Below are 23,225 nucleotides of genomic sequence, written 5' to 3'. Positions count from 1 at the left end.
GGCTTCGCCGCGAGCTGGCCCTTCGGGCCGTCAGATCCCGCGCTCCGCTTGGGATCTGATTGCGCTTCGCGCAACGGGTCGCTTCGCTCCCCTTGGCCTTCCGGCTCCGCCTCCAGGCCAGCCCGCTGACGCGGGCGGCTGGCTATCGGGGTGGGGAGCTGTTGAGGTTGTTGCGCATGACGGTGCGGAGTTCAGCGAAGCGCTCTTCCCAACAGTCCCTCAGATCGAGGTAGCTGGGCTCGGTGTGGAGTGCGCCTTCCTCGATCAGGTCTCGTAGATCTCTCAAGGCCCGGAAGGCTGCGGTGGATGCTTCGATAACGGATCGCGGGGAGATGAGCGCTACCTGGTACCGCAGTTCGTAGGCGTTTCCCTCTTTGAAGGCTTCGATGGCCTTGCGAGCCCGCTCCTCGGGTGGCGTATGGGCGGAGCGTGCGGCCAGTCGGAGATGATTCCTGGTGCTTGCCAGGGCGGCAAGGTAGTCGGCGTAGAGCTGGCGCCGGGCGTTGTGCTCACTGTCCTGACGGGTGCGCTTTGCGCGGGACAGGTCAGCGGCAAGGGTCGCCAGAACACCGATCACCGCGCCTACTACCGTGCTTATAAGTGGCCCCCATTGCATCCGGCGAGCCTAACCCGTGGCGAGGTGGCGCCGGGTTGTCATGGGTGCGGCTTTCTTTTGCATCATTCTCATTGGCAGATAGGCTATGGAATGCGAGACGGCCACCACTCCAGCGGTCGGATGCCGGCGAATGGGCGAGATCGTTCAGGATGAAGGGAGCCAGCGTGACGAAGGTGGTTTTGCGGGCTCATCAGCGGGAGGCCGTGGACGCGGTGCGCCGTGCACTCGAACCGGCTGTGGGCTCGTGGGTGTCCGCGCGTGGGCTGCGTACTCAGATGGTTTTGGCGACCGGCTCGGGCAAGAGCCTCGTCTCTGTGCGCAGCGCGGAGGAGCTTCGGGCGGGCCGAGTGCTGGTGCTGGTGCCCTCGCTGGATTTGCTGGCCCAAACCGAGGTGGCGTGGCGCGAGGGCGGCCGTAGAGGCCCGATGATCGGGGTCTCGTCCCTGCGCGGGGATGAGGTGGCCTTCCCCAACACCACGGAGGTGGAAGAGCTGGTCGACTGGGTGCGCCCGTTCGACCGCGTCACGGTGTTCGCCACGTACGCCTCGCTCGGGCTCGGGACGCTGGAGCGCGCACATAACGACGTGGTGAGCGATAGGCGGATGATTAATCGGCGAGGCGAAGGTCGGTGATGAGACGGAAGCGTTCCAGAACCGCTAGCGTCGTGTCGTCCACGGTGAATTTGGGGTCCTCCAACGCAGCGCGCACCTCCTCGCTGTGCCAGAACCGCTCGTGGCCCGCCCGCCACTCGGCCACGCTGGTGTCCCCCTCCCCCTCGTCCACCACGTGAGCGAGATCCACCTGCGCCAGCGGGACGACACGCACGCCGGTGATCTCGATGACCGCGACCGGACGGTCATCCGAGTCGATGACCACCGAACGGCTCCCGACTTTCGGCAAGGGCTCCCTCTCATGCTCGTAGTCGACAAGGAGTCCTGTGGTGGAGGTCTTGGAACCGTTGAGGATCGCTGCGACGAGCTGGTCGCGCAGCGGGCCGGGGAAGGCGAACTCGGCCCTGGGCATCGATGCGAGGTTCGCGGGTGGGGTGGCGTCAGTCGTCATGCGGTCACGGTAACTGCCCATGCTGCGCGGGCCGGCAGGAGTGGGCCGTGACGTGGTGGGGACCGCGCGGATTGGGTGTTGTTGTGACGCAATACCTGGCCCGCACGGCCCTTTCCCATCGTATTTGCACCGGTCTGTCCCGGCGTCGACTCGGTGCACTGATCGGAGAGTTGGCCGGCCCCTGGATGGCCTCCGAAGCAGGGCGGCTTCACAAACGTCGAGGCCACGAGCGTCTGCGCGCGGCCGGTGCCGGACCGAACCACGAGCTGGTGTTCACCGATCGAATGATCGCCACCCTGGTGATCCTGCGCTTTCAACTCCCACACGCCGCCCTGGCCCTGTTCTACGACGTGGACCGCTCCACAATCACCCGCGCTGTTCACGAGATCCGTCCACTGCTTGCCGCACGGGGCTTCGTCGTTCCCGGCCAGCCCGACCTGCGGCTTCGCACGCTTGCGGACGTGTTCGCGTACGCCGCTGCCAAGGGCGTCGAGCTGCGGATCGACGGCACCGAGGTCCAGGTCCGCCGCCCGCGGGCGAACAAGCCCGGCCGGCGCACCTTCATCTCGGGCAAGCGCAGGCAGAACACCAAGAAGGCCACCGTCATCACCGACGGGAAGGGCCGCACGCTGTGGACCGGGGCGTTCCGGCCCGGCCGCATGCATGATCAGACGGCGTTGAAGACCGAGGGCATCTGGGATCTGTTCGAGCAGTTCCCCGGGGTCAGGGCCAAGGTCGACGCCGGCTATCTGGGCCTGGCCAGAGACTTCCCCAACCAGGTCGAGGCGCCTCCGAAGAAACCGAACAAGGACGCCACCCCCGAGGAACTGGCCGTCTGGGAAAGGGCCCGACACCAGCAGTCCTCGGAGCGGATCTGCGTCGAGCACGGCAACGCCGAGCACAAGCAGTGGCGGCCCCTGCAACGCTGGATCGGACGCCGCGAGTACTACGACGAGATTCACTCGGCCATCGCTGGCCTGGTCTCCGACCGTGCCGCCGAGAGGTGATCACCCACCCGACGACTCTCCAGGCCAGCACGCCCCACCCTCAATCGCGCACCACGTTGTAAGGACGGCCTTCCGGGCTGGGACCTGATTGTCGTCGACGAGGCGCACCGGACCTCCGGACGGATCGGCAAGCCCTGGGCGGTCGTCCACGACAACACCCGCATCCCCTCCCTCCGGCGGCTGTACATGACGGCCACGCCCCGGCTGTGGCAGCTGGATGAGGACTTCAAGCGGGGCGCGCCGGGCGAGCTGGTGGCGAGCATGGAGGACGATCCGGACGGGCCGTTCGGGGCTCGCTGCTACACCCTCACCCTCTCCGAGGCGATCGATCGGGGCATCTGCGCGCCGTACCAGGTGGTGTGCGTGGACATCACCGACACCCAGCTCCAAGCAGCCCGGCTCCTGGGCGCCGAGGGCCGCTCGGACCAGGTCCGCGGCGCCCGGCTCGCCGCGCTCAAGACCGCACTCGTCAAGGCGTCCTCGGAGGAGAACTTCCGACGCACGCTCGTTTTCCACCACGTCGTCAAGGAGGCCGAGGCGTTCGCGGCCGGCCTCCCGCACGTCGCCGCGCAGCTGCATGCCGCCGACCCCGAGTCGCGCCCCAAGATGATCTGGGCGGACTGGCTGTGCGGCGAGCACAAGCCGAACCATCGCCGCCGGGTGCTGGGCGAGTTCGCGGCCGGGATCGCCACGGATGGCACAGTTGTGGAGAAGGGCTACTTGGGGTCGGTGAAGGTACTCGGGGAGGGTGTCGACACGCGCCACTGTGACTCCGTGTACATCGCCGATGTCCGCGGCTCCATGCCCGACCTCGTCCAGGCCGTGGGCCGCGCGCTGCGGATGCAGCCCGGTGAGGGCAAGGTCGCATCCCTCGTGGTGCCCGTCCTGCTCGGGCCCGGGGAGACAGCGGACAACATGCTCACCTCCCGGGCGTTCGACGGATTGGCGAAGCTGCTGGAAGCCCTCAGAGCGCACGACGCCCGCGTGGTGGAGGCATTGGCCCAGCCGCAGGCGCAAAGCCGCTCCACGGGCGTGCAGAGCCGCTCGGGAGGCAACGGCGGCGGGGAGGAGAGCCGCGAGCACGGACTCTCGGCGCCGGCCCGGGCACTGCTGAAATTCAGCACACCCCGCGACCCAGCACAGCTGGCTGCGTTCATCAACCTGCGCGTGGTGAACCCCGAACATCAGCACTGGCGCCGCGGGGTGGAGGCCGCCGCCATCTACGTCCGCGAACACGGCGACCTGAAGGTGCCATTCACCTACCGCGTGCCCGCCGGCGACGACCAGGCGGTGGAGGCCGAGGGGTGGCCGGCCTCCCTCGCCGGGTTTCCGCTGGGGCAATGGATCGCCGACGCACGCCGCTTCTACGCCCGTGGGGACATGGACGCCGACCGCGCGCGGCAGTTGGAGAAGCTCGGCATGGTCTGGTCGCACTTCGACGTCGCGTGGGAGGAAGGTCTCGCAGCGGCGCGCGGGTGGGCGGCCGAGGCGGGCCACCTCCTGGCCCCGCTGGACGCCACCTTCCAGGGCTACCGGGTGGGGATCTGGCTGAAGAACGCGCGGGCCGCCGCCCGCAAGGCGCAGCAGAACGAGCAACGGCATGCCGAGGGCCTGCCGGTGGAGTCGTCGGCCGGGGCGCTGTCGGACGAGCGGCACGAGCAGCTGGAGGACATCGACGCGTCGTGGTGCCCGGCCTGGCCGGTGGAGTGGCAGCGCGCCTTCCACCTCGTCCGGCTCCACCTGGAGGCCGGCCGCCCGCTGCCGACCGAGCCCGGCGACGTCGTGCACCAGGGCGAGGACCTTGGCCGGTGGGTGCGCTCGGTCCGGCTCGGCTGGGACAACCTCACCATCGTCCAGCAGTGGATGTGTGAGCAGGTCCTCGGGATAGAGCCCGCGGCCGAGGACGAGAAGCCGCCCCCGCGCCGTACACAGGCCGACAAATGGGCGATGAACTACGCGGCCGCCAAGCAGTTCTACGAACGCGAGGGACACCTACGGGTGCCGAGGAAGCACGTCGAACGGATCGCCGTCGGCGAGAGCCAGGAGGAACGGGAGCACCGGCTCGGGGCATGGATCGGGAACCAGCGCAGCCGGGCCGCGACACTGTCACCGGAGCGGGTGGAGCAGCTGTCCGCGATCGGGATGCGGTGGTCGTAGCCCTCGATAATCATCATCGAAGGTCCGCACAGGCTCTGTGCGGACCTTCGTGTTTCACCTCGCGCGGCGAGGAAGACCCCCATACGCGTCACAATGACGATTAATGCGGCCGGGACGGTACGCCACAGTGGATGGAAGCCGGTCATCACGTCCGCTGCTTCCGCTGCGGCCAGGCGTGGAACCTCCTGCCACGCGCCGATGCGCGATGCCAACTGCGGCAGCCGGGACAGCGCCCGCTCGCTGCCCGCTCCGCACAACACCAAGGTGATCCGTGTGCCGGGGTGGTCCCACATGCTCTGCAGGTACTCCAGGCACGGCACGGGCAGGCGCTGTGCCTCATCGACCACCAGCACCCGCGCCTCGCCCAGAGCCTCCGCGACCGCGGCGTCGGCCAGCGCAGATGTGTGCGGGAAGCGGCCCAGCAGCGCCAGAGCGTCGAACACCGCCCGCTCATGCCAGCCACCGACGGGCACACCGGCACCCACGTCACCTTCCAGCCCGGGGGTACTTCACGGAGCGCTATCCGCGCGGCTGCGGTCTTGCCCCGGCCCGGATCGCCGAACACGCACACCGCGCCCTCCGCCGGCAACGCCACACCCGCCACCGCACCGCTCTCCCCCGACGGCAGGACTGGGGACGCCGCCGCCAGCGCCTGCCGCGTTTGCTGCTCCTCCCGCTCCCGCCGCACCACCGCGCGGTCCGGCAGGACCCTGCCGGCCTCCAAATCCCGGCGCACCTCCCGGTGCAACGACGCCAGAGAGGGCACCTCTCCCCCGCAGCCTTCAAATGCCGGTGCAGCACGGACACGTTCCCGCCCGCCTGCGCAAGGACCTCCCACGCCTGGTCGGACAACTCCAGCCGTGGCCGCGGCCTGGGCTCCACACGGCCCTCCGTCCGCGCCGCATCCAGCCAGCGCCACACGGTGCGGACCTCGCTCTTCCTCAACGCCCGACCAGCGAAAAAATCCCGACCTGACATGCCGTCACTGACACTCACCCACTGACACCAAACCGGCACATCGCACCTAACGAGGACGCAGTTGAGGGCAGCGGTGCCCGTACCCAATCGTTATGCGGGACTAATGGGGCGAGTGATGCGCCATGTGGCATAAGTGTTTTGAGGTGCCTTGACGGTCTCCTGGGGGCGCAGGAAGCTGAGCCGCCCCCCACGGCAACCCTCCTCTTCCCCCGATGGAATGCCCATGCGCCCGTTTGTTTCCGCAGGCACGCTCACGGCCGCCGTGGCCGCGGCCCTGCTACTCGCCCCTTTTGCGCACGCCACTACGCCCGGCGACAACGGCACCGTGAAGATCCACGACGCCAAGACCGGCGAGGAACTCCGCAAGAACGAGCCCCACGTGTGCACCTTCTACCTCGATGCCTTCGGCTTCGACGGCGGCCAGCAGGTCGACTGGCACATCGAAGCCTGGGCCCCGACCGCCGACGTCAAGGGCACGACCGTGAAGACCGGTTCCCTGACACTCGACGACGAGGGGCACAGCCGTACGCAGGACCTGTCCCTGCCCGACGGCCACTACAAGCTGTTCTGGAACTTTGACGGCGAGCACGGCCGGGCCAAGCACAAGGTCTTCTGGACCGACTGCGAGGACGACACCACCCAGCCTGGCAGCGGCAAGCCGTCGGCATCCGCTACCCCGTCCAGCCCCGCGCAGTCGATCGCCTCGCCCACGTCGTCCGCCACCTCGAGCGCCGTCCCAGCGCCTGCTGCGCCCTCGGCTTCCCCGTCCGCACAGGGCGGCGGCAACCTCGCCGAGACCGGCAACGGCGCTCCCGTCGGCCTGCTGTCCACGGCAGCTGCCATGCTCCTCGCAGCTGGCGGCTACCTCGCGTTCCGCCACCGCCGCAAGGCCCAGCAGCACTGACGTCCGGCGCCCCTCCTGGATGTGCCCTCGGCGGGGGCATCCAGGGCACAGTGCATGGACAACACTGCGGACCAGCGAGAACTACGAGCGTAATTCCTCTGGTCCGCAGTGGTTTCGCGGTGACGTCGCATGTCAGGCCGTGTACCGCCCCATTTGATCCTCCACTGGCGTGCGGTCGGCACCTCATACCTGCGGTTGGCGTGCCTGTCACCGGAGCCGGGGCTCAGTCGTGCTCAGCCTGTGGTTGCTGGGCCAGGCAGTGTGCTGCTGGCTCGATCGCTTCTTTCTTGAGCTTTTCAACTGGTACACCCCAGCTGTCATCCAGTCGTCGAGGTTGTAGGCGCACACGACGAGCGGCTGAAGTGCGTCCGGGTAATCGAGGTCCCAGGCGACGTCGCGCCAGATCCGGAAGGCGCCGGTCGCAGGGTCGAGGGAACCGTCCACCGTGCACCCGGCGAGCCAGTAGGCCAAGGCCCACTTCGTCTGGATTCACTGCTCGCCAGCAGCCTCACCTAGGCCGTGTATCGGGAGTGGATCTCATCAGGTGTCGAGCGGCAGTTCCAACAGTTCTTCCGAGGGCTGGAATCCGGACCGTTGCCAGAGGGGGCTGCTGCGCTCTGACGGCCAGACGATCAGAGTGTCGAAGCCGGCGCTGTGAGGATCTGAACTCGGCACACTCCCTCGTCGGGTGCGATCCGCAGGTCATCGGTCGCTGTCCGTTTCTTCGTGTGGCTCGGGTTAGTTGGGCCCGGCGCCCCCGCCCATTCACCGAGCCGAGGGGTGTCGGCTCCCGCGGGTGAGTAGAAAGGCGCGAAGTCGTGCAGATTTGCGTGCCGTCGAGCCACCCAGGGAGCACTGACCATGGCAATCCAGCGACGCCAACTCCTGCGATCCGGCCTTTTGTTGGGCGCCGGAGCCGCCCTGTCACCCGCCCTCGCAAGCGCCGGACCCGCCTTCGCCACGCCAGCCCTCGTACGGAGCGGGCGCCCCGCCCTCACCCACGGAGTACAGAGCGGCGACGTCACCGCGCACGGCGGCGTCGTCTGGACCCGGGCCGACCGGCCCGCCCGGATGGCCGTCGAGGTGAGCACCCGCCCCGACTTCGCGCGGTCGGTGACCATACCCGGCCCAGTCCTCACGGCCGAGACCGACTTCACCGGCAAGGTCAAGCTGTCCGGACTGCCCGCCGGGAGCGACGTCCACTACCGGGTGCGGCTCGCCGACCCCGGCGACGCCTCGCTCGTGAGCCAGCCCGCGACCGGCCGGCTGCGCACGGCGCCCGCGGTCCGCGACGACGTGCGCTTCGTCTGGTCCGCTGACCTGGCAGGCCAGGGCTGGGGCATCAACCCGGACGCCGGCGGCTACCGCATCTTCCGGGCCATGGCGGAGCACGACCCCGACTTCTTCCTGTGCAGCGGCGACTTCTGGTATGCCGACGGGGTGATCCCCGAGACCCGGACCCTCCCGGACGGCCGCATCTGGCGCAACCTGGTGACCCCGGAGAAGTCCAAGGTCGCCGAGACCCTGGCCGAGTTCCGCGGCCAGCACAAGTACAACCTCATGGACGAGAACCTCCGCGCCTTCGCCGCGGCCGTCCCGCAGATCAACCAGTGGGACGACCACGAGGTCCTCAACAACTGGTACCCGGGCGAAGTGCTCACCGACACCCGATACACCGAGCGGCGCGTGGACGTCCTCGCCGCCCATGCCCGGCAGGCGCTCTTCGAGTACCTGCCGATCGAGACGGGTCCCAGCGCCGACGGCCGCGTCCACCGGGTCATCCGGCACGGGCCGCTCCTCGACGTCTTCGTACTCGACATGCGCACCTACCGGGACGCCAACAGCGCGAACACCGGACCCGCCACGGACAGCGGGATCATGGGCGCAAAGCAGGTCGCATGGCTCGAGCGCGAGCTGGAGGCCTCGCGGGCAACCTGGAAGGTGATCGCCGCGGACATGCCGCTGGCGCTCGTGGTGCCGGACGGCGCCGCCCAGGAGGCGATAGCGCAGGGCGACGGTGGCGCTCCGCTGGGCCGCGAAGGGGAGATCGCCCAGATCCTGTCCTTCATCCACCGGCGGCACATCACCAACACGGTCTGGCTCACCGCGGACGTGCACTACACCGCCGCCCACTACTACGACCCGGACAAGGCGGCCTTCCAGGACTTCACGCCGTTCTGGGAGTTCGTCTCCGGACCGCTCAACGCCCTCGTCGCGAACCAGCCCAACAAGCTCGACGGCACCTTCGGCCCGCAGGTGCGCTTCCAGTCCCTCGCCCCCGACACGGAGCACAACAATCCGGCGTACGGCTACCAGTACTTCGGCGAGGTCGACATCGACGGCTCGTCCGAGATCATGACCGTACGGCTGCGCGACATCGACGGGAAGGCGCTCTACTCCGTGGGAATCGACCCGCAGCGCTGAGGAATCCGCAGGACCAGGAAGGCCGCAGGCCGGGACGCGCCCCTCGCGTCCCGGCCTTGCTTTGCCGGCTTATTTCACTCCAGTACCCAAGCAAGGACCACCAGGCGGCCACCTACTTCCGGACAACCGCTCCTTGTCCAGACAGCCGGCTCTGTCACACCTCTACGGCTACTGCACTACCTCGCGAGAGACTTCATCCACTTCCAGGGCGCCGCCTGATTCACCGATGAGCTCTGGAAGTCTGGACAACCTGGGTCACACGACTCCTTCGTTTCCGCGGTGGCTTCCGTACTCATCCAGTCGTGTCCAGTCGTGGTTCATCGGCACCATCGCCTCCCTCGCTCGCACGAGCCAGTGGCGGCGGGCACGGCCCCAGCCAGAGTGACCGCCTTGCTCCCGCGGCTGCTGCGCGGCACCGTGTGCCCGGCCTTCGGCAACGCTCTGCCGCTGACGTACTCGGCGTAACAGCCGGCCTCGGGTGGCCGGGGGCACCGGCCCCGCGCCGTGGGCTTGGCCTCCTGGCCAGCCTCCCCGGTGATCGGGTCCGCTGTGCTCGGACCGGCAAGCACAGGGTGCGGGCACGGGAGCCCGGCATACACGCGCGGGCTCGCCCCGCCTCGTCGGAAACCGTGCGAGGCCGTGTCGCCGATCCCGCCCGCTTCTACTCCGGAACGACCGCCATGGCCTCGACCTCGACGAGGTACTCGGGCTGCGCCAGGCCCTGCACCCCGATCCATGAGGACGGGGGCGGGTTCTCCGTCCCGAACACGTCGACCAAGACGCGGCCGATCACATCCGCCTCGGGACCGGACTCGAAGTTCGGAAGGTAGAGCCGGAGGATCTGAATGTCATCCGGGCTGCCGCCGACCGCTTCGAGAGCGATGAACACATGCTGGAGCGCCTGGCGGAGCTGCGCCTCCCGCCCCACCGCCGTCACCTCGTGGTTGCTGTCCCACGCGACCTGCCCCGCGATGTTGACGATCTTCCCGGGCGGCGAAACCGCAACCTGGGAAAACCCCCATGGACGGCTGGGGAATAGGGCCTCGGGCTGAAACGTCGTACGCGGCACAGCACACTTCCTCAGTAGCCATGGAGCAGGCCGGAACACACACCGGCCTCATGATGCACTCTACCCACCGGGCGCCACACCTCGGCCGCATCACCTCGGCGGCTGCTGGTCGCGGCATCGCCGGTGGTGGGGATTTCCGGGCGGTCGCTGCCACTATGCCGACCGGAATGAACTCCCGATCGACCAGAACGGCGGCGCAAGACCTACCGCTCCAAGGTCGAAGTCGGCCGCGGCGTAGCCGTCCGGCCTTCGTCGGCAGTACGACCAGTGCGGTGTGGGAAGCGGTGGACGCCCGTATGTTCCTGCAGCCTGAACACCGCGGAGCCTCGCGGGTGCAGGCCGCATTCCGCGCCGCCTACCTCCTACCTCCTGCTGCCACGGTCACGGTGGGCTCGGACGACGCAGAACACCTGCGTGAGCTGGTCGACGCACTGCACCTCAATGCCAGCGAGGCGACAGTGCGCCAATACCGGAAGCTGCTGCGCGACCACTCGCGTCGTGAACGGGCCTGAAGTTCGCCCACGACCGTTCAGCCGCGATCCGGGCGGGCACGAGCTTGGGATCGGCCTCGTCAGCCCAGTGGCCGACGACCTTCGTGCAGTAGAACAGCGCCATCAACAGCCCGTCCCTACTTTCCAAGTCCTCGCGGCGCTCCCGCCACACCCGTTCCGCAAGGCCGGGGGCCGCCAGAGAATTCCTCCACAACGAGGCAGCGTCCAGACCCCTGGGAGCCATGCCCCAGTTCTCCCAGTCGAACAGGCAAAACGTCGGGCCCGTCACGTTCGCCCAGTTCAGGTCCGCGTGGGCCGGCCTCCAGTCCGCGAGGGTTGTGTCGAGGTCGCCGAAGGTCGAAGTGACCTCCTGTGTGACCCGAGCCTGCGTGATGGTGACCGTGTCCGGCGTCGCGATGCGGGTGGTGGTCTGGCCGGCCAGGGCATCCAGTGACCTGTTCAGCTGCCCCCACCAGGCTCCGAGGACCTGAGGATCGACGGTGAGAGTTCCCCCGGGCTTTACCGGGGCACCGGGAAGCAGGGTCGTCTCATCCGCCCGTCACATCGCCTCGCCTGACGCGTCCCGCCACGCGACACCAGCCAGCCACCGCGGCACAGCGGCGCCCTCCAGCGCTGCCGCGGCCTCCATGCCGTTCCACCCCTGGCCGTCGACCCGCGCCAAAGGCCGGCGCTCCAACCGCACCCAGGTCCCGCGGTCCGTGCGCGCACCGACCGAGCGACGCTTGCGCACCACACTCCCCCGCTCCAACCGAACGTCCAAAGACCGCTCGACCCGGTCGAGCACCTCGTCGACCGGTTCAGCACGCAGATCGACAACAGAAGGGGAAGAAGTCATAGCCACAATGTGCCATGTTGCGGACTCCGGGCGATAGAGATCTACCTGCAGCTGCAGCGCGTCCAGCAACGGGTCGTCGAGGTCCAGCAGTGGGAGAAATCCCGTGCCGCGTCGGCGCGCCCGCGCAATCCGCCTGAGTGGACCCTGCAGGTGGATGTGGGGGCTGATCCGCGTCCGGTCGCTGTCCACCTCGGGGAGTGCACCGTGGGCGGTGCGCGACTGAAACGGATCACCCGGCGGGACGCGATCGAGGCCCTGACCGCCGGGATCCTGCCGTGCGCGCTGTGCCGCCCGGACAGGGAGCTCCAGGTCGACTGACGACCGGGAATGACGCCAGGCCCGCCGGGATTGCACAGCAAGAACAGGGGACGTTCGATGACCACACCCGATCCGCGCCCCGCCGCGGTGCCGTTGCTCTGCCCGTCCGACAAGCTGGGCAGATGCGCGCGATGCCAGCAGCCGTGCCACCGGTACGGCGTCGGCGGGAGCCCCTTGTGCATTCCGTGTTTGTCTGACGTCCGGCAGAAGCAGAACCCCGCCCGAGCCGCCTGACCTGCGTTCCGGGTTCAACGTCCCGGCAGGACATATGTCATCGCGAGGATGCGACTCACGGCCCTGCAGGGTCGGCTGCCGATCCTCGTAGGCTCCACATCATGTTCAAATCTCGCAAAGTCGGCCGAGACGATTCCTGGGAAGGCATCGTCATCAAGAAGTCCCGGGGCATGCTCGATGGCTCGAACATGTATCACTTCGTCGAGGTCCGCCTTGCCGACGGTGAATCCGTGAAGGTCCGGATCAGCCGCCGGCTCTGGAAGTCGATCGTGGTCGATGACCGGATCGTCAAGCGGCCGGGCGCCGACCCGGCCAGGGAGTAGCCCTTCAGAAGCATGGAGGTGCGGCAATCCGCTCCTGCCGGTCCGGGGTCGCCGCAGGCCCCTGGCCGGCTGAGCGCCGCCCGCGTGCGATCACTGCCGGCGGAGGTGGCATAGGGGCATGGTCCCTGCAATCGCCCGCCTGCACATCACGTTCGGCCTGGTGTCGATCCCGGTCTCGGTGCACGCCGCCACCGAGCGCCAGGCGGTCCCGCTGCACCAGGTGCACGCGCGGGACGGCGCCCGGATCCGGCAGCGCCGCATCTGCGAGGCCGAGGGCACCGAGGTGCCCCTGGACGAGGTCGCCCGCGGCTACGAGGCGCCGGACGGCCGCACCGTGGTGCTCAGCGACAGCGACCTGGCGGACCTGCCGCTGCCGAGCATGCGAGCCATCGAGGTGGTGGGCTTCCTCCCGGCCGGCGACGTCGACCCGATCGCGCTGGACCGGCCGTACTACCTGGGCGTGGAGGGAGCCGGCACCCGCCCCTACCGGCTGCTGCGCGACGCGATGGCCGACAGCGGGCTGGTGGGCGTGGCACGGATGGCGCTGCGCGGCCGGGAGCGGCTGGTCGTCCTCAGAGTCCGCGACGACGTGATCGTGGCCCAGGTGTTGCTGTGGCCGGATGAAATCCGGGCGGCCGACGGCCTGGTCGAGCCGGCCCCGGAGCCACGGCGGCAGGAGCTGCAGATGGCGCAGACCCTGATGCAGTCCCTTTCCGAGGACTTCCGGCTCGACGACCAGCGCGACCACTACCGCGAGGCCCTCGACGAGGTGGTGACGGCGAAGCTCGCCGGCCAGGAGCCACCGCATGCTCCCGCAGCCCGGGCCGGCCCGGTGGTGGACCTGATGGAGATGCTGCAGGAGAGCGTCCGGGCTGCACAGGAAGCACGGTCCACCGCGCAGAAGACCCCCAAGGGGCCGGGCCCCCGCCGCACCGGGTGACGGTCCGGCCGGTGCCCGGCCGATGATCTCCCGCCGCCACACCCCGGGTGGTGCGAGCGGACGGACTACTGCTGCGGGCTGCTTCCTTCCCGTCGCCTGGCGCAGACCACGCAGGATTCCTGGCTGAGGCGAACGACTCCTGGAATGGCTCGACGCCGTCCGCCAGGACGACCTACCGAGCCTTCACACCCTCGCAACGGGCATCGACCGTGACCGCGACGCTGTGATCGCCGGTCTGACGCTGCCCTGGAACTCAAAGGTGCGTCAGGGCTCGAGGGTGACCTGGACGGTGATGGTCTGGCCTCCGCGTTGGACGGTGAAGGGGACGGTGGCACCGACGCGATAGTTGTTCATGACCTGGTAGTAGGTGCCCTCGCCCGCGAAGAGGCCGACCGTGGGGGCGGCAACGCCGCCCGACACACCACGGATTAGAAACACGCAGTCAGGTGTGGTCGAGGGGCACGTCAACCGGATCAAGATGCTCAAGCGCCAAATGTTCGGCCGGGCTGGCTTCCAATTCCTCCGAAAACGAGTCCTGCTGTCGTAACCAGTAGTGACGGTCGACCATTACGCACAGCGGTCAGCCTTGGCGACCCTCGGAAAAGCTGAACTCCATGAGGAGGTTCTCAGCTTCGCTCGACACCTGCCGGAAGCCGGCCTTCTCCCAGGCGCGCACTGCCCGCACATTGCCTCTCACGGGATCGACCGTCACGCGCCGCCATCCAAGATTCCCGCCCAAGTGCGCAAGGAGCGCGCGAGCGGCATCCGGCCCCAAGCCCCGGCCTCGCGCCTCCGGTCCCAGCACCATGTCGATGCCGCCTTCAGCCACGCCAGCGTGCCAGTACTGCGCGTAGCCCACCGGTGTGCTCTGTGCCAGTACAAGGAAGGACTCCACACGCGGCCGGCGCCGCCCGACGTACTTCTCAGCCACCTCGTCACGCGATTTCGGTACGCCGCCCCAGCGCTCGACGAAGTCTGGGGAAGCGAACCATTGGGCCAGCAGGTCCAAATCATCCTCGGTCGTCGGGACAAGACGGGTCAGCACTCCGTCGAGAGCTACTCCATCGACCATCAGCCACTCTCCAATTCGACTTGGAAGCGCACGCATGACGGAAAGTTACGGCATCACGGAAGTTGAGCCAGAACCCGAGTACCAGCAGCAGTTGCTGCGCCGCCTCGCTTCTCGCGGCTCCCGGGCCTGGGCTTCAGCGCGTTCGTGCTGCGCGGGGGATTGTGGCGCCCTGCGCGACCCGGACGCGGCGAGCCGAACGACGACCGGCGCGGGCCGTCGGATGCGGGACGTGGCTGCGGGCTACTTGGATTCGACGTGTCCTACGGGGTCGGGTCCGTTCGTCAGCGCCTCGCAGGTGATCTGCCAGGTAGGGGCGCCGGGGTGGAGTTGGGTATGGAGGTAGGCCGCGGTGAGCTGGGCAAGGGCGGCGACTCGCTCGGGGTTCTCGTCGGTGGTCTCGGCGGCGTCGTATCCGGCGATTCCGCCGAGTCCGTGTTCCGCGTCGAACAGGGTGAGCAGGGTTTTGGGGCCGGGGGCGAGGCTGTAGGGGTCGGTGTGCCAGTCCGGCCCCATGTCCGTGAAGTGCCGGGAGTCGTCCTTGTCGCCGGCGACGACCAGCGCGGGTGCGGTCATGGTGGAGAAGTCGACGGCTCCGATGATCGGCCACAGCTCGGCCATGGGCCCATTGAGGACGTCGCCGCCCCTGCCGGGTGCGGCGAGCAGTACGCCCGCCTTGATTCGAGGCTCGACGAGGTGCACTACGTTCCCGGTGTCGGGGTCGGTGAGCCCGGCACCCAGCAGGAGGGCGGCGGTGAAGCCGCCGAGCGAGTGTCCTGCGAGGGCGATCTTGGTGTGGTCGATCCGACCGGCAAGTTGCGGCACGGCGTTCTCGATCGCGTCGAGCCGGTCGAGGATGTGGGCCATGTCCTCGGCGCGGGAGCGCCAGAAGTCGGGTGCGCCGGGGGCGTCGGCGACCAGGTGGGTCAGGGTGCTGGAGGTGAGGTGGGTGGGTTGGACGACGACGAATCCGTGTGCGGCCCAGAAGTTGGCGAGCGGTGCGTAGCCGTTGAGTGAGGAGAGGTTGTTCGAGGGGCCGTGGCCGTGGGAGAGGAGGATGACGGGGAGACTGGTTCCGGTCGCGGGTGCGGAGACGCGTACCTGGAGATCCACGGGACGTCCGGGCACGGGCAGGGTTACGGGACTGAAGGACAGGACCGGCACGGGCGTGCCGAAGGCGTCGGTGGTAGTGGGTGTGCTCACGGTGTGGATTCCCTTTCGGTGGCGCCTGCCACCGCCGGTCTCCTGCGGCCGGCGGGCAGGCAAGGCAGTCAGGGGCGTCCGTTTCGGCTACCCTGAAACGGAACGCTGCTCCATTTAGTATCTGGAGCGCTGCTCCGTTTTGTCAATCGGTGTCGAAGGAGAACGTGATGGCCGCCGAGGGTCCTGCAGGGGCTTCGCCGTCCCGAAGCAAGCGGGCTGACGCTCAGCGCAACCGGGAAACGGTGCTCACTGCCGCAGCCGGCGTGTTCGTCACCTCCGGCGTCGACGCGCCGATCCGCCAGATCGCGACGCAGGCGGGCGTCGGGATGGCCACGATCTACCGCCACTTCCCGACCAGGGCGGACCTCGTCACCGCCGTGTACCAGCACCAGATCGAGGCATGCGCCGAAGCCGGCCGGACCCTGCTGGCCAACGCCGACTCCCCGCTCGACGCACTGCACCAATGGATCGACCTCTTCGTCGACTTCCTCGTCACCAAGCACGGCCTCGCCGACGCCCTGCAGTCCGACAGCGACCGCTTCGCCGCGCTGCACGCCTACTTCCTCGACCGCCTGCTGCCCGTCTGCGCCCAACTGCTCGACGCCGCGGTCGAGGCCGGCGACATCAAGCCCGGCACACAGCCCTACGAGCTGATGCGCGGCATCGGCAACCTGTGCATCGGACGCGACAACGACCCCCGATACGACCCCCGACGCCTGGTCGCCCTCCTCCTCCAGGGGCTCCAGCGACCGCAGACGTCCTGATACCGACGAGCGACATCGCGACCAGGCCCTCCTCGACGACATCGAGCGAATCGGACCGCTCGTCAGGGGGAGCAGCATCTCGACCAGGCCCGCCCAGTAGGGGGCAGCGCCAGCCCCTTGGCAGCCGTGACTAGGGTCCTTGGAGTTGTCAGGCATGTACGGCAGGTGGCGTCGCCGACCGAGCCGATGCTGCAGCTGACGCCCGGCAGCGCGCAACCCGCTACCTGCCGGGGTCGCACTACAGCCCGTGACACAGGAGGACGGCTCTCGGGGGGGGGATCGTCGTGATCCGCCGTGCTCTCCCCCCCCGGGGCGTGGCCGATTGGCTCTGCCCTGGGGATACCTGGAAGTCGGGGAAAGCTGGCGGGAGGCGGCCGTGCGCGAACTCCGGGAGGAAATCGGGCTCATGGCCTCTGCGCACGGTGTGCGTCTTTTCGCAGCGCACAGCACACGAAATTCTCTGGAGGTTTTCGCGCTGCTGCCGACGCGTGCGGCTGCGGGATTGACCGAGATGGCGCGCACGACCGAGACCCAGGGCTGCTGTGTGCTCAGCGAGGCGGTGGAGCTCGCCTTCCCGGACACACCCACGCCTTGGCCGCTGCCCTGGCCGGACGCTCGCTGCTCACCCCCATGAAGGACGAGGGACATCATCCTGAACGCAGGCGCCCCGTAGCCCAGGCCAAGGAGTTCGATCGCGTGGCCTGTGCACGCCACCTCCGTGAACGCCTCTTGTGCCGCCCGCGCGTTCACCCGCCGGCCGGGCCGAACCCCGCTCCCGGTCCCGGCGCACCGCCCGGCGGGACGTCCGGCACCGGGCCGAGCCCGGCCAGGCTCCCGTCCAGCCAGGCTGCCACCAGCTCCACCCGCGAGCGTCGGCCGGTGCGCTGGAACAGCCGGGCCAGCCGTTGTTCGACCGTCTTCTCGCTGCACGCCAGACGGGCCGCGATCTGCCGGTTGGTCCCGCCCTCGCCGACCATGCCGATCAGCTGCACGTCCGCCTCGCTCAGCCCCTCGGGGGCCGAACGGCCCCTCGGCAGCGGCACGTTGCGGCGCTGCGCCGACCGGCCGAGCAGGGCGCGCCCGGGACGCCCCAGCGACAGCAGGTGGGTGTGGTGCGCCGCCTCGGTCAGCCACGGCTGGGGATCGTCGCCGACCTGGGCGAGGACCTGGCAGCAGTACAGCATCATGTGCCGGTCGCCCCGCCGCCCGGCCGAGCGGTAGGCGTCGTGCGCGCCGTCCGCGTCGCGGTCCAGCATCCCGCGGGCGACGAGCAGCGCCTCCCGGGTCATGGCCGTGTCCGCCTCCGCGTGCAGTGCCGCGAGCTGCTCCAGCGCCTGCCGCGCCTGCCGCGGCCGGGTCTCCTCGGCGAACTCCAGGATGCGCAGCAGCACCCTCTCGGCCCCCGTGAGCAGGCCGCTGTCGCGCGCCCGCCGCACGTCGTGCCACGCCTCCTCCAGCGCCGCGTCCTGCTGTCCCGACCAGTACCGCACCCCCAGCCGGGCGCGGGCCACCAACGGGTGGACGACCGTGCCGGGAATGAGGTCGAGCCACTCGCGGGCGCGGACGAGGTCACCGCGGAAGCAGTGGATCTCGGCCGCCAGCGCCCGGGCCAACTGGCCGCCCGTCCCGCCGGGGGCCCCGCTGCGCCGCTCGATGCCGCGGGCTGCCGACAGGGCGTCGTCCCAGCGCCCGGCCAGGTAGTCGCGGACCATGGCGTGGTAGCGGCCGGCGGCGCTGTGGCCCGCGCGTACGTAGCGTTCGCCCAGCACGGATTCGAGGGCGCCCGCCAGGTCGCCGTAGGCCGCGGCGTCACGCAGCCGCCCGATGGCCGCCTCGCAGACGTCCTCCCGCTGGAGGCCGTGGACGGCCCTCGCCAGCTCCTCGTGGCCGCCCACGGCGGCGGCCAGCGTCCGCAGCTCGGCCCAGGACGGCAGCGGACCGTGCCCGTCGTGCAGCCGGCCGCTGTCCGGGGCGGGTTCCGCGGACGATGGCCAGGGGGTGAGCGGGCCGATCCCGTACCGGCCGCCGAGCGCGGCCAGCATCGCCGCCCGCGGCATCCGCGCGAACACCTCCCGGGCCACGGCGCCGTCGTCGAAGGGCGACCGGTGCTCGTGCAGTGCGGACAGCCCCCAGGCGTGCGTGGCGAACTCCAGCCCGCCGCCGTCGGTGGGGCCGGGGTCCCGCAGGCTGGTGAGGATCGGCTCGCCCAGCCCGAGGACGTGGGCGTGGTCGCCGCACCACAGTCCCAGTTCGGCGGCCTCGCGCAGCACGCCCAGCGTCGCGGGGTAGTTGGGCGGCAGACGGCGCAGCACGGACAGGTAGGCCCGCGCCGCCCGCGGATGGTAGGACCGGGCGTCCTTGGCGGCGGCCGCCAGCAGCAGCGGCACCGCCACGCCGTCGTTCAGCGCGGGACCCGCGGCCGCGACGTGGTCGGCCAGCAGCGGATGGCAGGCGCCCGTGGCGGCGGGGCCCAGCCGCTCGGCGACCGTCTGCACGACGGCGGCGTGCATCGAGCGGACGTCGCGGCGGGGCGGCAGCGTCCGCAGCGCCGCCGCCAGCGCGGGGACGGCGAAGGCAAGCCGGCCGTCCCCGTCGATGGTCAACGCCCGCTCCCGCACCAGCCGGTCCACCGTCCGGCCGAGGTCCGCGGCGAGCACCGCGCACGCCGGGATCAGGCGGTGCAGGTCCTCCAGCCGCAGTTCCGCGCGGTGCAGGAGGCCGGCCAGGGCGACGGCGGCGTCCGTGCCGTCGGCGGTGACCCGGCGCAGCGGTTCCGCGTCCACGGTGAGCCGCAGGTTGTCCTCCGTTCCGGCCAGGCAGGCACGGCCGTCGAGGTCGACGAGGCCGTCGTCCTCGTCCAGCGCGGTGAGCACCGACAGCACGGCCGCGGGGTTGCCGGCCAGGGGGCCGAGGGCACGCCGCACCGCCGCGAGCAGCGCGGGTTCGGCGGGACGGCCGAGGCGCTGTCCGACGAGCTCGCCGACGTCCTCCGGCCGCAGCGGCGGCAGGTCGAGCACCCGGTCGGCCGCCGTCGCCAGGTCGGGCGCGCCTGCCGGGCCCCGGGGCACCGGGCGCCCGGCCATCACCACCGGCAGGCCCGCGGGCCGGAACACGCGCAGCATCAGCTGGAGCGCGGACGCGGTCGACGGGTGCATGCGCTCGACGCCGTCGAGGACGAGGGCGAACGGCACGTGGCACGCCGCGTCCGCGAGGGTCTCGCCCAGCGTGGACAGTAGTGTCAGTTCGCCGCCGTCACCGGAACGCGACTGCGCCCGGCGCACGGCGGTGATGTGGGCCGGGAGCCGGGCGTGCTGGATCTCGGCGAGCACGCCGCAGACGGCGTCGGCAAGAGTGGCGGCACCGGTCGGCCCGGTGGCGGTCTCCCAGGACAACCGCAGCACCTTGGCCCCCTCCTGGACCACCGCGTACCGCGCCTCGTCCAGCACGGCGGTCTTGCCCGCTCCGGCCTCGCCGGTCACGAGCAGGGTCCGCGCCGTACCGGCCGGACGCAGGGCGTCGGCGACCACGCCGACTTGGTGGTCCCTGCCGACGAGAGATGCACGGCGTTCCACTGGACTCCTCACTCGCTTGCGGCCCACGTCGACCGGGGCCCTCCCGCTGATCGTGACGTCGTCGCGGGAGACGGCCATAATGCAGGCTCCGACGGGACCGGCGCACCGGTCCCGTCGCGCGTACCAGGCGGAATGCCCGCCGGTGACACGGCGTTGAGGAGGTTCTGTGGACAGTGGCCGGGGGGCGGAAACCGGGGTGGTGCGCGGTGCCACGGCGACGTGGGCGGATGGCGCGAGCGGGCAACTGGTGGGTCGCGAGCAGGAGTTGGCAGAGTTGGAGCGCTGCCTGGACGACCCGGACGGTCCCGGCCTGGTGCTCGTCCACGGAGAACGGGGAGCGGGGCGCAGCGCGTTCGCGCATGCGGCCGCCGAACGGCTGGCTACGCGGGATCATGTGGTCCTGCCGCTGGTCTGCGTGCGCGGGGACCAGGACCGTCCGCTCCTGCTGGCGCTGCGGGTGGTCACCGCCGTGCGGGAGCACCGGTCGGTCACCGGGAGGCAGCCCGCGGCCGGCCGGGCGAACCTGGAGGCCGAGGTGCTGCCCGCCACGGAGAGGGGCGATCGGGCGGCGCTCGCCGACGCACTGCTGTCCGCGCTGACGCATGCGGCGCCCGTCGCCGTGGTGGTGGACGACGCGCAGTACGCCGACGCGGCATCCCTCGGCGTACTGGGAGCCGTCGCCGCCCGGTGCCCCCCGGAGGTCCGGCTGGTGATCACGTCGGTGCGGCACACCGGCGGGGCCGGTGACGCCGCGTCCGGCCGCCGGCAGGACCAGGCCGTCGGACTGCCGGCGGAAGCGGGCACGGCGCGGACGATTGCCCTGCCGCGCCTGACCCGGCTGCAGCTCGCCGACATGGTGGCGCGGCGGTCGCAGGCGGCGCCCGACCCGGCCCTGGTGGCGCGCGTCCTCGGGCTGACCCGCGGGATTCCCGCAGCCGCCGACGCGCTGCTCACCGAGTGGTCGCGGCGGGACGCGGTGCGCATCGCCGACGGGCACGCCTTCCTCGCCGCGAGCGCGCCGGTGCCGGTACTGCCCGATGAGGACCGGTTCATGAGGGCGCTGCACGAGCTCGGCGAACCGTGCCGGACGACGGCGGCGGCACTGAGCGTCCTGTGGCCGCTCGGCCGGACGGCGGTGGCGCTGGTGGCCGGGTCCACCGGTCTTTCCGAACGGGAGGTCGGCTACAGCGTGCGCCGTCTGATCGCCGCGGGCCTCCTCGACGAACTGCCCGGCGAGGACGGCGGCGGCCCCCGGGGCTGGGTGTTCCGGTCACCGCTGATGGAGCACGCCGTCCGGGAACGGCTCGGGCCCCTGGAACGCGCCCGGATGTCCGCCGCCGCGGTGGAGGCTCTCTGGGCGGCTCGGGACGGCACGGCCGCAGCGACGTCCCCGCGGCGTCCGGCCGTGCTCCTTGAGGAGGCGGACACCGTGACGTACCTGCCCGAGCGGATGGCCGACGCGGGCGTGCTGATCGACCGCGAGCGCGCGGCAGCGGAACTCACCGCCGCCGCCGAGGCGTTGCACCCCGACCCCGAAGACCGCGGCATGCTGCGGTGGTTCCGGGCGGCGCTGCGCCTGATCGAGGAACCGGCGGCCCGCGAACTGGCGTTGCTGCGGTGTGTGAAGGCCGCCTGGGTCGTGGGCGACCACCCGGCGGCGGGCCAGGCGGTGGAGACGATTCTGCGCGACCCCTCCGACGTCGTCAGCGGCCCGGATCTCCACGAGCTCGCCGTCCTCCAGGTCGTCGCGGTCACCTCCGTGAAGGACTGGCCGCAGTTGTCCCGGATGGGGGCGGCCGAGTGGTGGGACCGTCTGCCGCTGCCCCCGGAGGCCGCATTGCCGGCGCGGGCCCTGGCGTTGTGCATGAGCGGGCGGTGGCCGGAGGGCCTGGACCTGCTCTCGCGGACGGAGCCGGTATGGCGCCCGGACCCGCACATCCGGCTGATACCCGAGCTGGCGCAGGCCGTCGGGAACCTGGTGCAGGGCCGGACCGACATGCTCGCCCGGGCCCTGGAGACACCGCCGGACCCCGGCCTCCCCCCGGAGGCGCTGTACTCGATAGCAGCCGGGTACACCCTCCAGTTGCTCGGCAACGCGGACCTGTGCGGCGCCATGGACCTGTTGAGGGACCGCGGGATGCCGCCCGAGGCGCTTCCCCCCACCAGCCACTTCCTCCTGCTCCACCTCCAGGGCCGGTGGGACGACGCGCTGGCGCTGGCGCGCGGCATGGTCGCGAAGGATCAGACGTTCATCGCGCCGCCCCAGCACCATCTGTTCGCCGCGGGGACGGCCGCCATCCTGCTGGCCAGGGGGAAGCCGACCGGCGCCGCCCGTCTGATCGCCGGTGAGCGCGGGACCCACGAGGGTCATGTGGAGATCTTCCTGGACGTCGCCGAGGCCGCGGTGCTGCGGACCATGGGCCGTCCCGACGCGGCCGACCGCATCTTGCGGCGCGGACTGCGGGACGCCGACGCGCGCGGCTATGTCTACGGAACCGACGAGCTGGCCGCTGCCCTCGCCATGCTCCGGGCGGAGGACGGCCGGGCCGATGCGGCGGCGGGCTGTCTGTGGCGCCTGGAGGAACTCGCCGGGCGTACCGGCAGCGGACGCACCCGGCTGCTGTACCTGCTGGCATCGGCGCGGGTGCGCCAGCAGGGCTCCGGCGCCGCGCGCGAGCTGCTGCACGAGGCGGTGGAGCTGGCCCGCTCGCGGTGCCAGCCGTTCGAGACCGCGGTCACGCTGGCGGCGGCGGCCGGGGACGCGGGCCCCCCGGAGCTGCTGCACGAGGCGTACGAACTGTACGGGGAGACGGGCTCGTTGCTGAGCCGCTTCCACACCCGGGCCGCGATGCGCGAGGCCGGGCTGACCGTCCCCGGCCGCAGACAGGCCGCCGCCGAGAACGCGCAGCTGCTGGCCACCCTGGTTACCGAGGGGCTCGCGAACCGCCAGATCGCCACCGTGCTGCGGCTCAGCGAGGACGCCGTCGCCAATCGCCTGTCACGGCTGTTCGCACGCACCGGTCTTCGGTCTCGTACCGAGGTCGTTTCGGCCATGCTCACCGGCAACCCCCTGACCGCTCCGGACCGCTGAACGTCCCGCCGCGCGCCCGTTTCTCCCCCAGGGCAGGCCGGGGCGGAGCGAGGCCCGGGGAGTCCCGGCGGGGAAATCCCTTTCCGCGGAACTCTCCTGGGCCGCCGGCGGACTTCTCCTGAACGCCGGGGGTCTCCTGCGGATCGA

The 23,225-nt window shown here is 70.6% G+C and carries 20 protein-coding genes and 2 pseudogenes; 13 read left to right on the top strand and 9 right to left on the bottom strand.

Annotated features, from left to right (window positions below):
* Nucleotides 1–142: 142 nt before the first annotated feature.
* Nucleotides 143–577, bottom strand: coding sequence for a hypothetical protein (locus EST54_RS08090; RefSeq protein ID WP_244942471.1), 435 nt, complete (start codon nucleotides 575–577; stop codon nucleotides 143–145).
* A gap of 203 nt (nucleotides 578–780) precedes the next feature.
* On the opposite strand from EST54_RS08090, the gene EST54_RS08085 reads away from it, so the two are divergent.
* Entirely contained in the window at nucleotides 781–1,248 is a 468-nt protein-coding gene (locus EST54_RS08085) for a DEAD/DEAH box helicase family protein (RefSeq protein ID WP_392567419.1), read from the top strand.
* Here EST54_RS08085 and EST54_RS08080 read toward each other — a convergent pair.
* Nucleotides 1,223–1,678 carry an ASCH domain-containing protein gene (locus EST54_RS08080; RefSeq protein ID WP_161989263.1) on the bottom strand — a complete coding sequence of 152 codons (456 nt, stop codon included), beginning with the start codon at nucleotides 1,676–1,678 and terminating at the stop codon, nucleotides 1,223–1,225. The genes EST54_RS08085 and EST54_RS08080 overlap by 26 nt on opposite strands.
* An 83-nt stretch (nucleotides 1,679–1,761) precedes the next feature.
* Between EST54_RS08080 and EST54_RS08075 the strand changes: the two genes are divergently transcribed.
* The 3 genes from EST54_RS08075 to EST54_RS08060 all read left to right on the top strand — a co-directional run bounded on the left by EST54_RS08075 (nucleotide 1,762) and on the right by EST54_RS08060 (nucleotide 6,724).
* On the top strand, nucleotides 1,762–2,685 hold the full coding sequence (locus tag EST54_RS08075; RefSeq protein ID WP_129246526.1) for a transposase family protein: 924 nt from the start codon (nucleotides 1,762–1,764) through the stop codon (nucleotides 2,683–2,685).
* A 186-nt stretch (nucleotides 2,686–2,871) separates the two neighbouring features.
* Nucleotides 2,872–4,842 carry a helicase associated domain-containing protein gene (locus tag EST54_RS08070; RefSeq protein ID WP_244942470.1) on the top strand — a complete coding sequence of 657 codons (1,971 nt, stop codon included), beginning with the start codon at nucleotides 2,872–2,874 and terminating at the stop codon, nucleotides 4,840–4,842.
* Nucleotides 4,843–6,043: 1,201 nt separating this feature from the next.
* Complete coding sequence (locus tag EST54_RS08060; protein WP_129246494.1) at nucleotides 6,044–6,724, top strand: hypothetical protein; 681 nt, start codon at nucleotides 6,044–6,046, stop codon at nucleotides 6,722–6,724.
* Nucleotides 6,725–6,931: 207 nt separating this feature from the next.
* On the opposite strand, the gene EST54_RS08055 is transcribed toward EST54_RS08060, so the two are convergent.
* Nucleotides 6,932–7,195, bottom strand: coding sequence for a hypothetical protein (locus EST54_RS08055; RefSeq protein ID WP_129246492.1), 264 nt, complete (start codon nucleotides 7,193–7,195; stop codon nucleotides 6,932–6,934).
* Nucleotides 7,196–7,585: 390 nt separating this feature from the next.
* Between EST54_RS08055 and EST54_RS08045 the strand changes: the two genes are divergently transcribed.
* On the top strand, nucleotides 7,586–9,148 hold the full coding sequence (locus EST54_RS08045) for an alkaline phosphatase D family protein (RefSeq protein WP_129246490.1): 1,563 nt from the start codon (nucleotides 7,586–7,588) through the stop codon (nucleotides 9,146–9,148).
* 661 nt (nucleotides 9,149–9,809) lie between these two features.
* Here EST54_RS08045 and EST54_RS08040 read toward each other — a convergent pair.
* Nucleotides 9,810–10,217, bottom strand: a complete 408-nt coding sequence (locus EST54_RS08040; protein WP_129246489.1) for a RidA family protein — start codon at nucleotides 10,215–10,217, stop codon at nucleotides 9,810–9,812.
* A 296-nt stretch (nucleotides 10,218–10,513) separates the two neighbouring features.
* Between EST54_RS08040 and EST54_RS34405 the strand changes: the two genes are divergently transcribed.
* Entirely contained in the window at nucleotides 10,514–10,729 is a 216-nt protein-coding gene (locus EST54_RS34405) for a hypothetical protein (RefSeq protein WP_162606731.1), read from the top strand.
* A gap of 13 nt (nucleotides 10,730–10,742) precedes the next feature.
* Here the strand turns inward: EST54_RS34405 and EST54_RS08035 are convergent.
* A pseudogene (locus EST54_RS08035) lies at nucleotides 10,743–11,573 on the bottom strand (hypothetical protein); the annotation flags it as partial.
* On the opposite strand from EST54_RS08035, the gene EST54_RS36015 reads away from it, so the two are divergent.
* The 3 genes from EST54_RS36015 to ku all read left to right on the top strand — a co-directional run bounded on the left by EST54_RS36015 (nucleotide 11,574) and on the right by ku (nucleotide 13,379).
* On the top strand, nucleotides 11,574–11,882 hold the full coding sequence (locus EST54_RS36015) for a DUF6233 domain-containing protein (RefSeq protein ID WP_307825530.1): 309 nt from the start codon (nucleotides 11,574–11,576) through the stop codon (nucleotides 11,880–11,882).
* A 335-nt stretch (nucleotides 11,883–12,217) separates the two neighbouring features.
* Nucleotides 12,218–12,439: a DUF7489 domain-containing protein gene (locus tag EST54_RS34400; RefSeq protein WP_129246487.1), complete on the top strand. Its 222-nt coding sequence runs from the start codon at nucleotides 12,218–12,220 to the stop codon at nucleotides 12,437–12,439.
* A gap of 118 nt (nucleotides 12,440–12,557) precedes the next feature.
* Entirely contained in the window at nucleotides 12,558–13,379 is an 822-nt protein-coding gene (ku, locus tag EST54_RS08025) for a non-homologous end joining protein Ku (protein WP_129246485.1), read from the top strand.
* Between the two features lie 264 nt (nucleotides 13,380–13,643).
* On the opposite strand, the gene EST54_RS34020 is transcribed toward ku, so the two are convergent.
* The 3 genes from EST54_RS34020 to EST54_RS08010 all read right to left on the bottom strand — a co-directional run bounded on the left by EST54_RS34020 (nucleotide 13,644) and on the right by EST54_RS08010 (nucleotide 15,651).
* The gene (locus EST54_RS34020; RefSeq protein ID WP_154074011.1) at nucleotides 13,644–13,799 is read right to left on the bottom strand and encodes a hypothetical protein; all 156 of its coding nucleotides are present in this window, start codon (nucleotides 13,797–13,799) and stop codon (nucleotides 13,644–13,646) included.
* 160 nt (nucleotides 13,800–13,959) lie between these two features.
* Nucleotides 13,960–14,487, bottom strand: coding sequence for a GNAT family N-acetyltransferase (locus EST54_RS08015; RefSeq protein WP_239013666.1), 528 nt, complete (start codon nucleotides 14,485–14,487; stop codon nucleotides 13,960–13,962).
* Between the two features lie 204 nt (nucleotides 14,488–14,691).
* Nucleotides 14,692–15,651, bottom strand: a complete 960-nt coding sequence (locus EST54_RS08010; RefSeq protein WP_129246483.1) for an alpha/beta hydrolase family protein — start codon at nucleotides 15,649–15,651, stop codon at nucleotides 14,692–14,694.
* 167 nt (nucleotides 15,652–15,818) lie between these two features.
* Between EST54_RS08010 and EST54_RS08005 the strand changes: the two genes are divergently transcribed.
* From EST54_RS08005 to EST54_RS35835, 3 genes and pseudogenes are all read left to right on the top strand, one after another.
* Nucleotides 15,819–16,415 carry a TetR/AcrR family transcriptional regulator gene (locus EST54_RS08005; protein ID WP_129246481.1) on the top strand — a complete coding sequence of 199 codons (597 nt, stop codon included), beginning with the start codon at nucleotides 15,819–15,821 and terminating at the stop codon, nucleotides 16,413–16,415.
* A 247-nt stretch (nucleotides 16,416–16,662) separates the two neighbouring features.
* Nucleotides 16,663–16,845, top strand: a pseudogene (locus EST54_RS36125) (NUDIX domain-containing protein); the annotation flags it as partial.
* Between the two features lie 81 nt (nucleotides 16,846–16,926).
* A complete protein-coding gene (locus tag EST54_RS35835; protein ID WP_275416138.1) occupies nucleotides 16,927–17,049 on the top strand; it encodes a hypothetical protein in 123 nt (40 codons plus the stop codon).
* A 112-nt stretch (nucleotides 17,050–17,161) separates the two neighbouring features.
* Here the strand turns inward: EST54_RS35835 and EST54_RS07995 are convergent, their stop codons facing one another.
* Nucleotides 17,162–19,987, bottom strand: coding sequence for an AAA family ATPase (locus EST54_RS07995; RefSeq protein ID WP_244942469.1), 2,826 nt, complete (start codon nucleotides 19,985–19,987; stop codon nucleotides 17,162–17,164).
* Between the two features lie 166 nt (nucleotides 19,988–20,153).
* On the opposite strand from EST54_RS07995, the gene EST54_RS07990 reads away from it, so the two are divergent.
* Entirely contained in the window at nucleotides 20,154–23,078 is a 2,925-nt protein-coding gene (locus EST54_RS07990) for an AAA family ATPase (RefSeq protein ID WP_129246475.1), read from the top strand.
* The last annotated feature ends 147 nt before the right edge of the window (nucleotides 23,079–23,225 follow it).

The organism is Streptomyces sioyaensis, assembly GCF_004122735.1.
Classification (GTDB): domain Bacteria; phylum Actinomycetota; class Actinomycetes; order Streptomycetales; family Streptomycetaceae; genus Streptomyces; species Streptomyces sioyaensis.
This window is presented reverse-complemented; position numbering and strand designations above follow the sequence as displayed.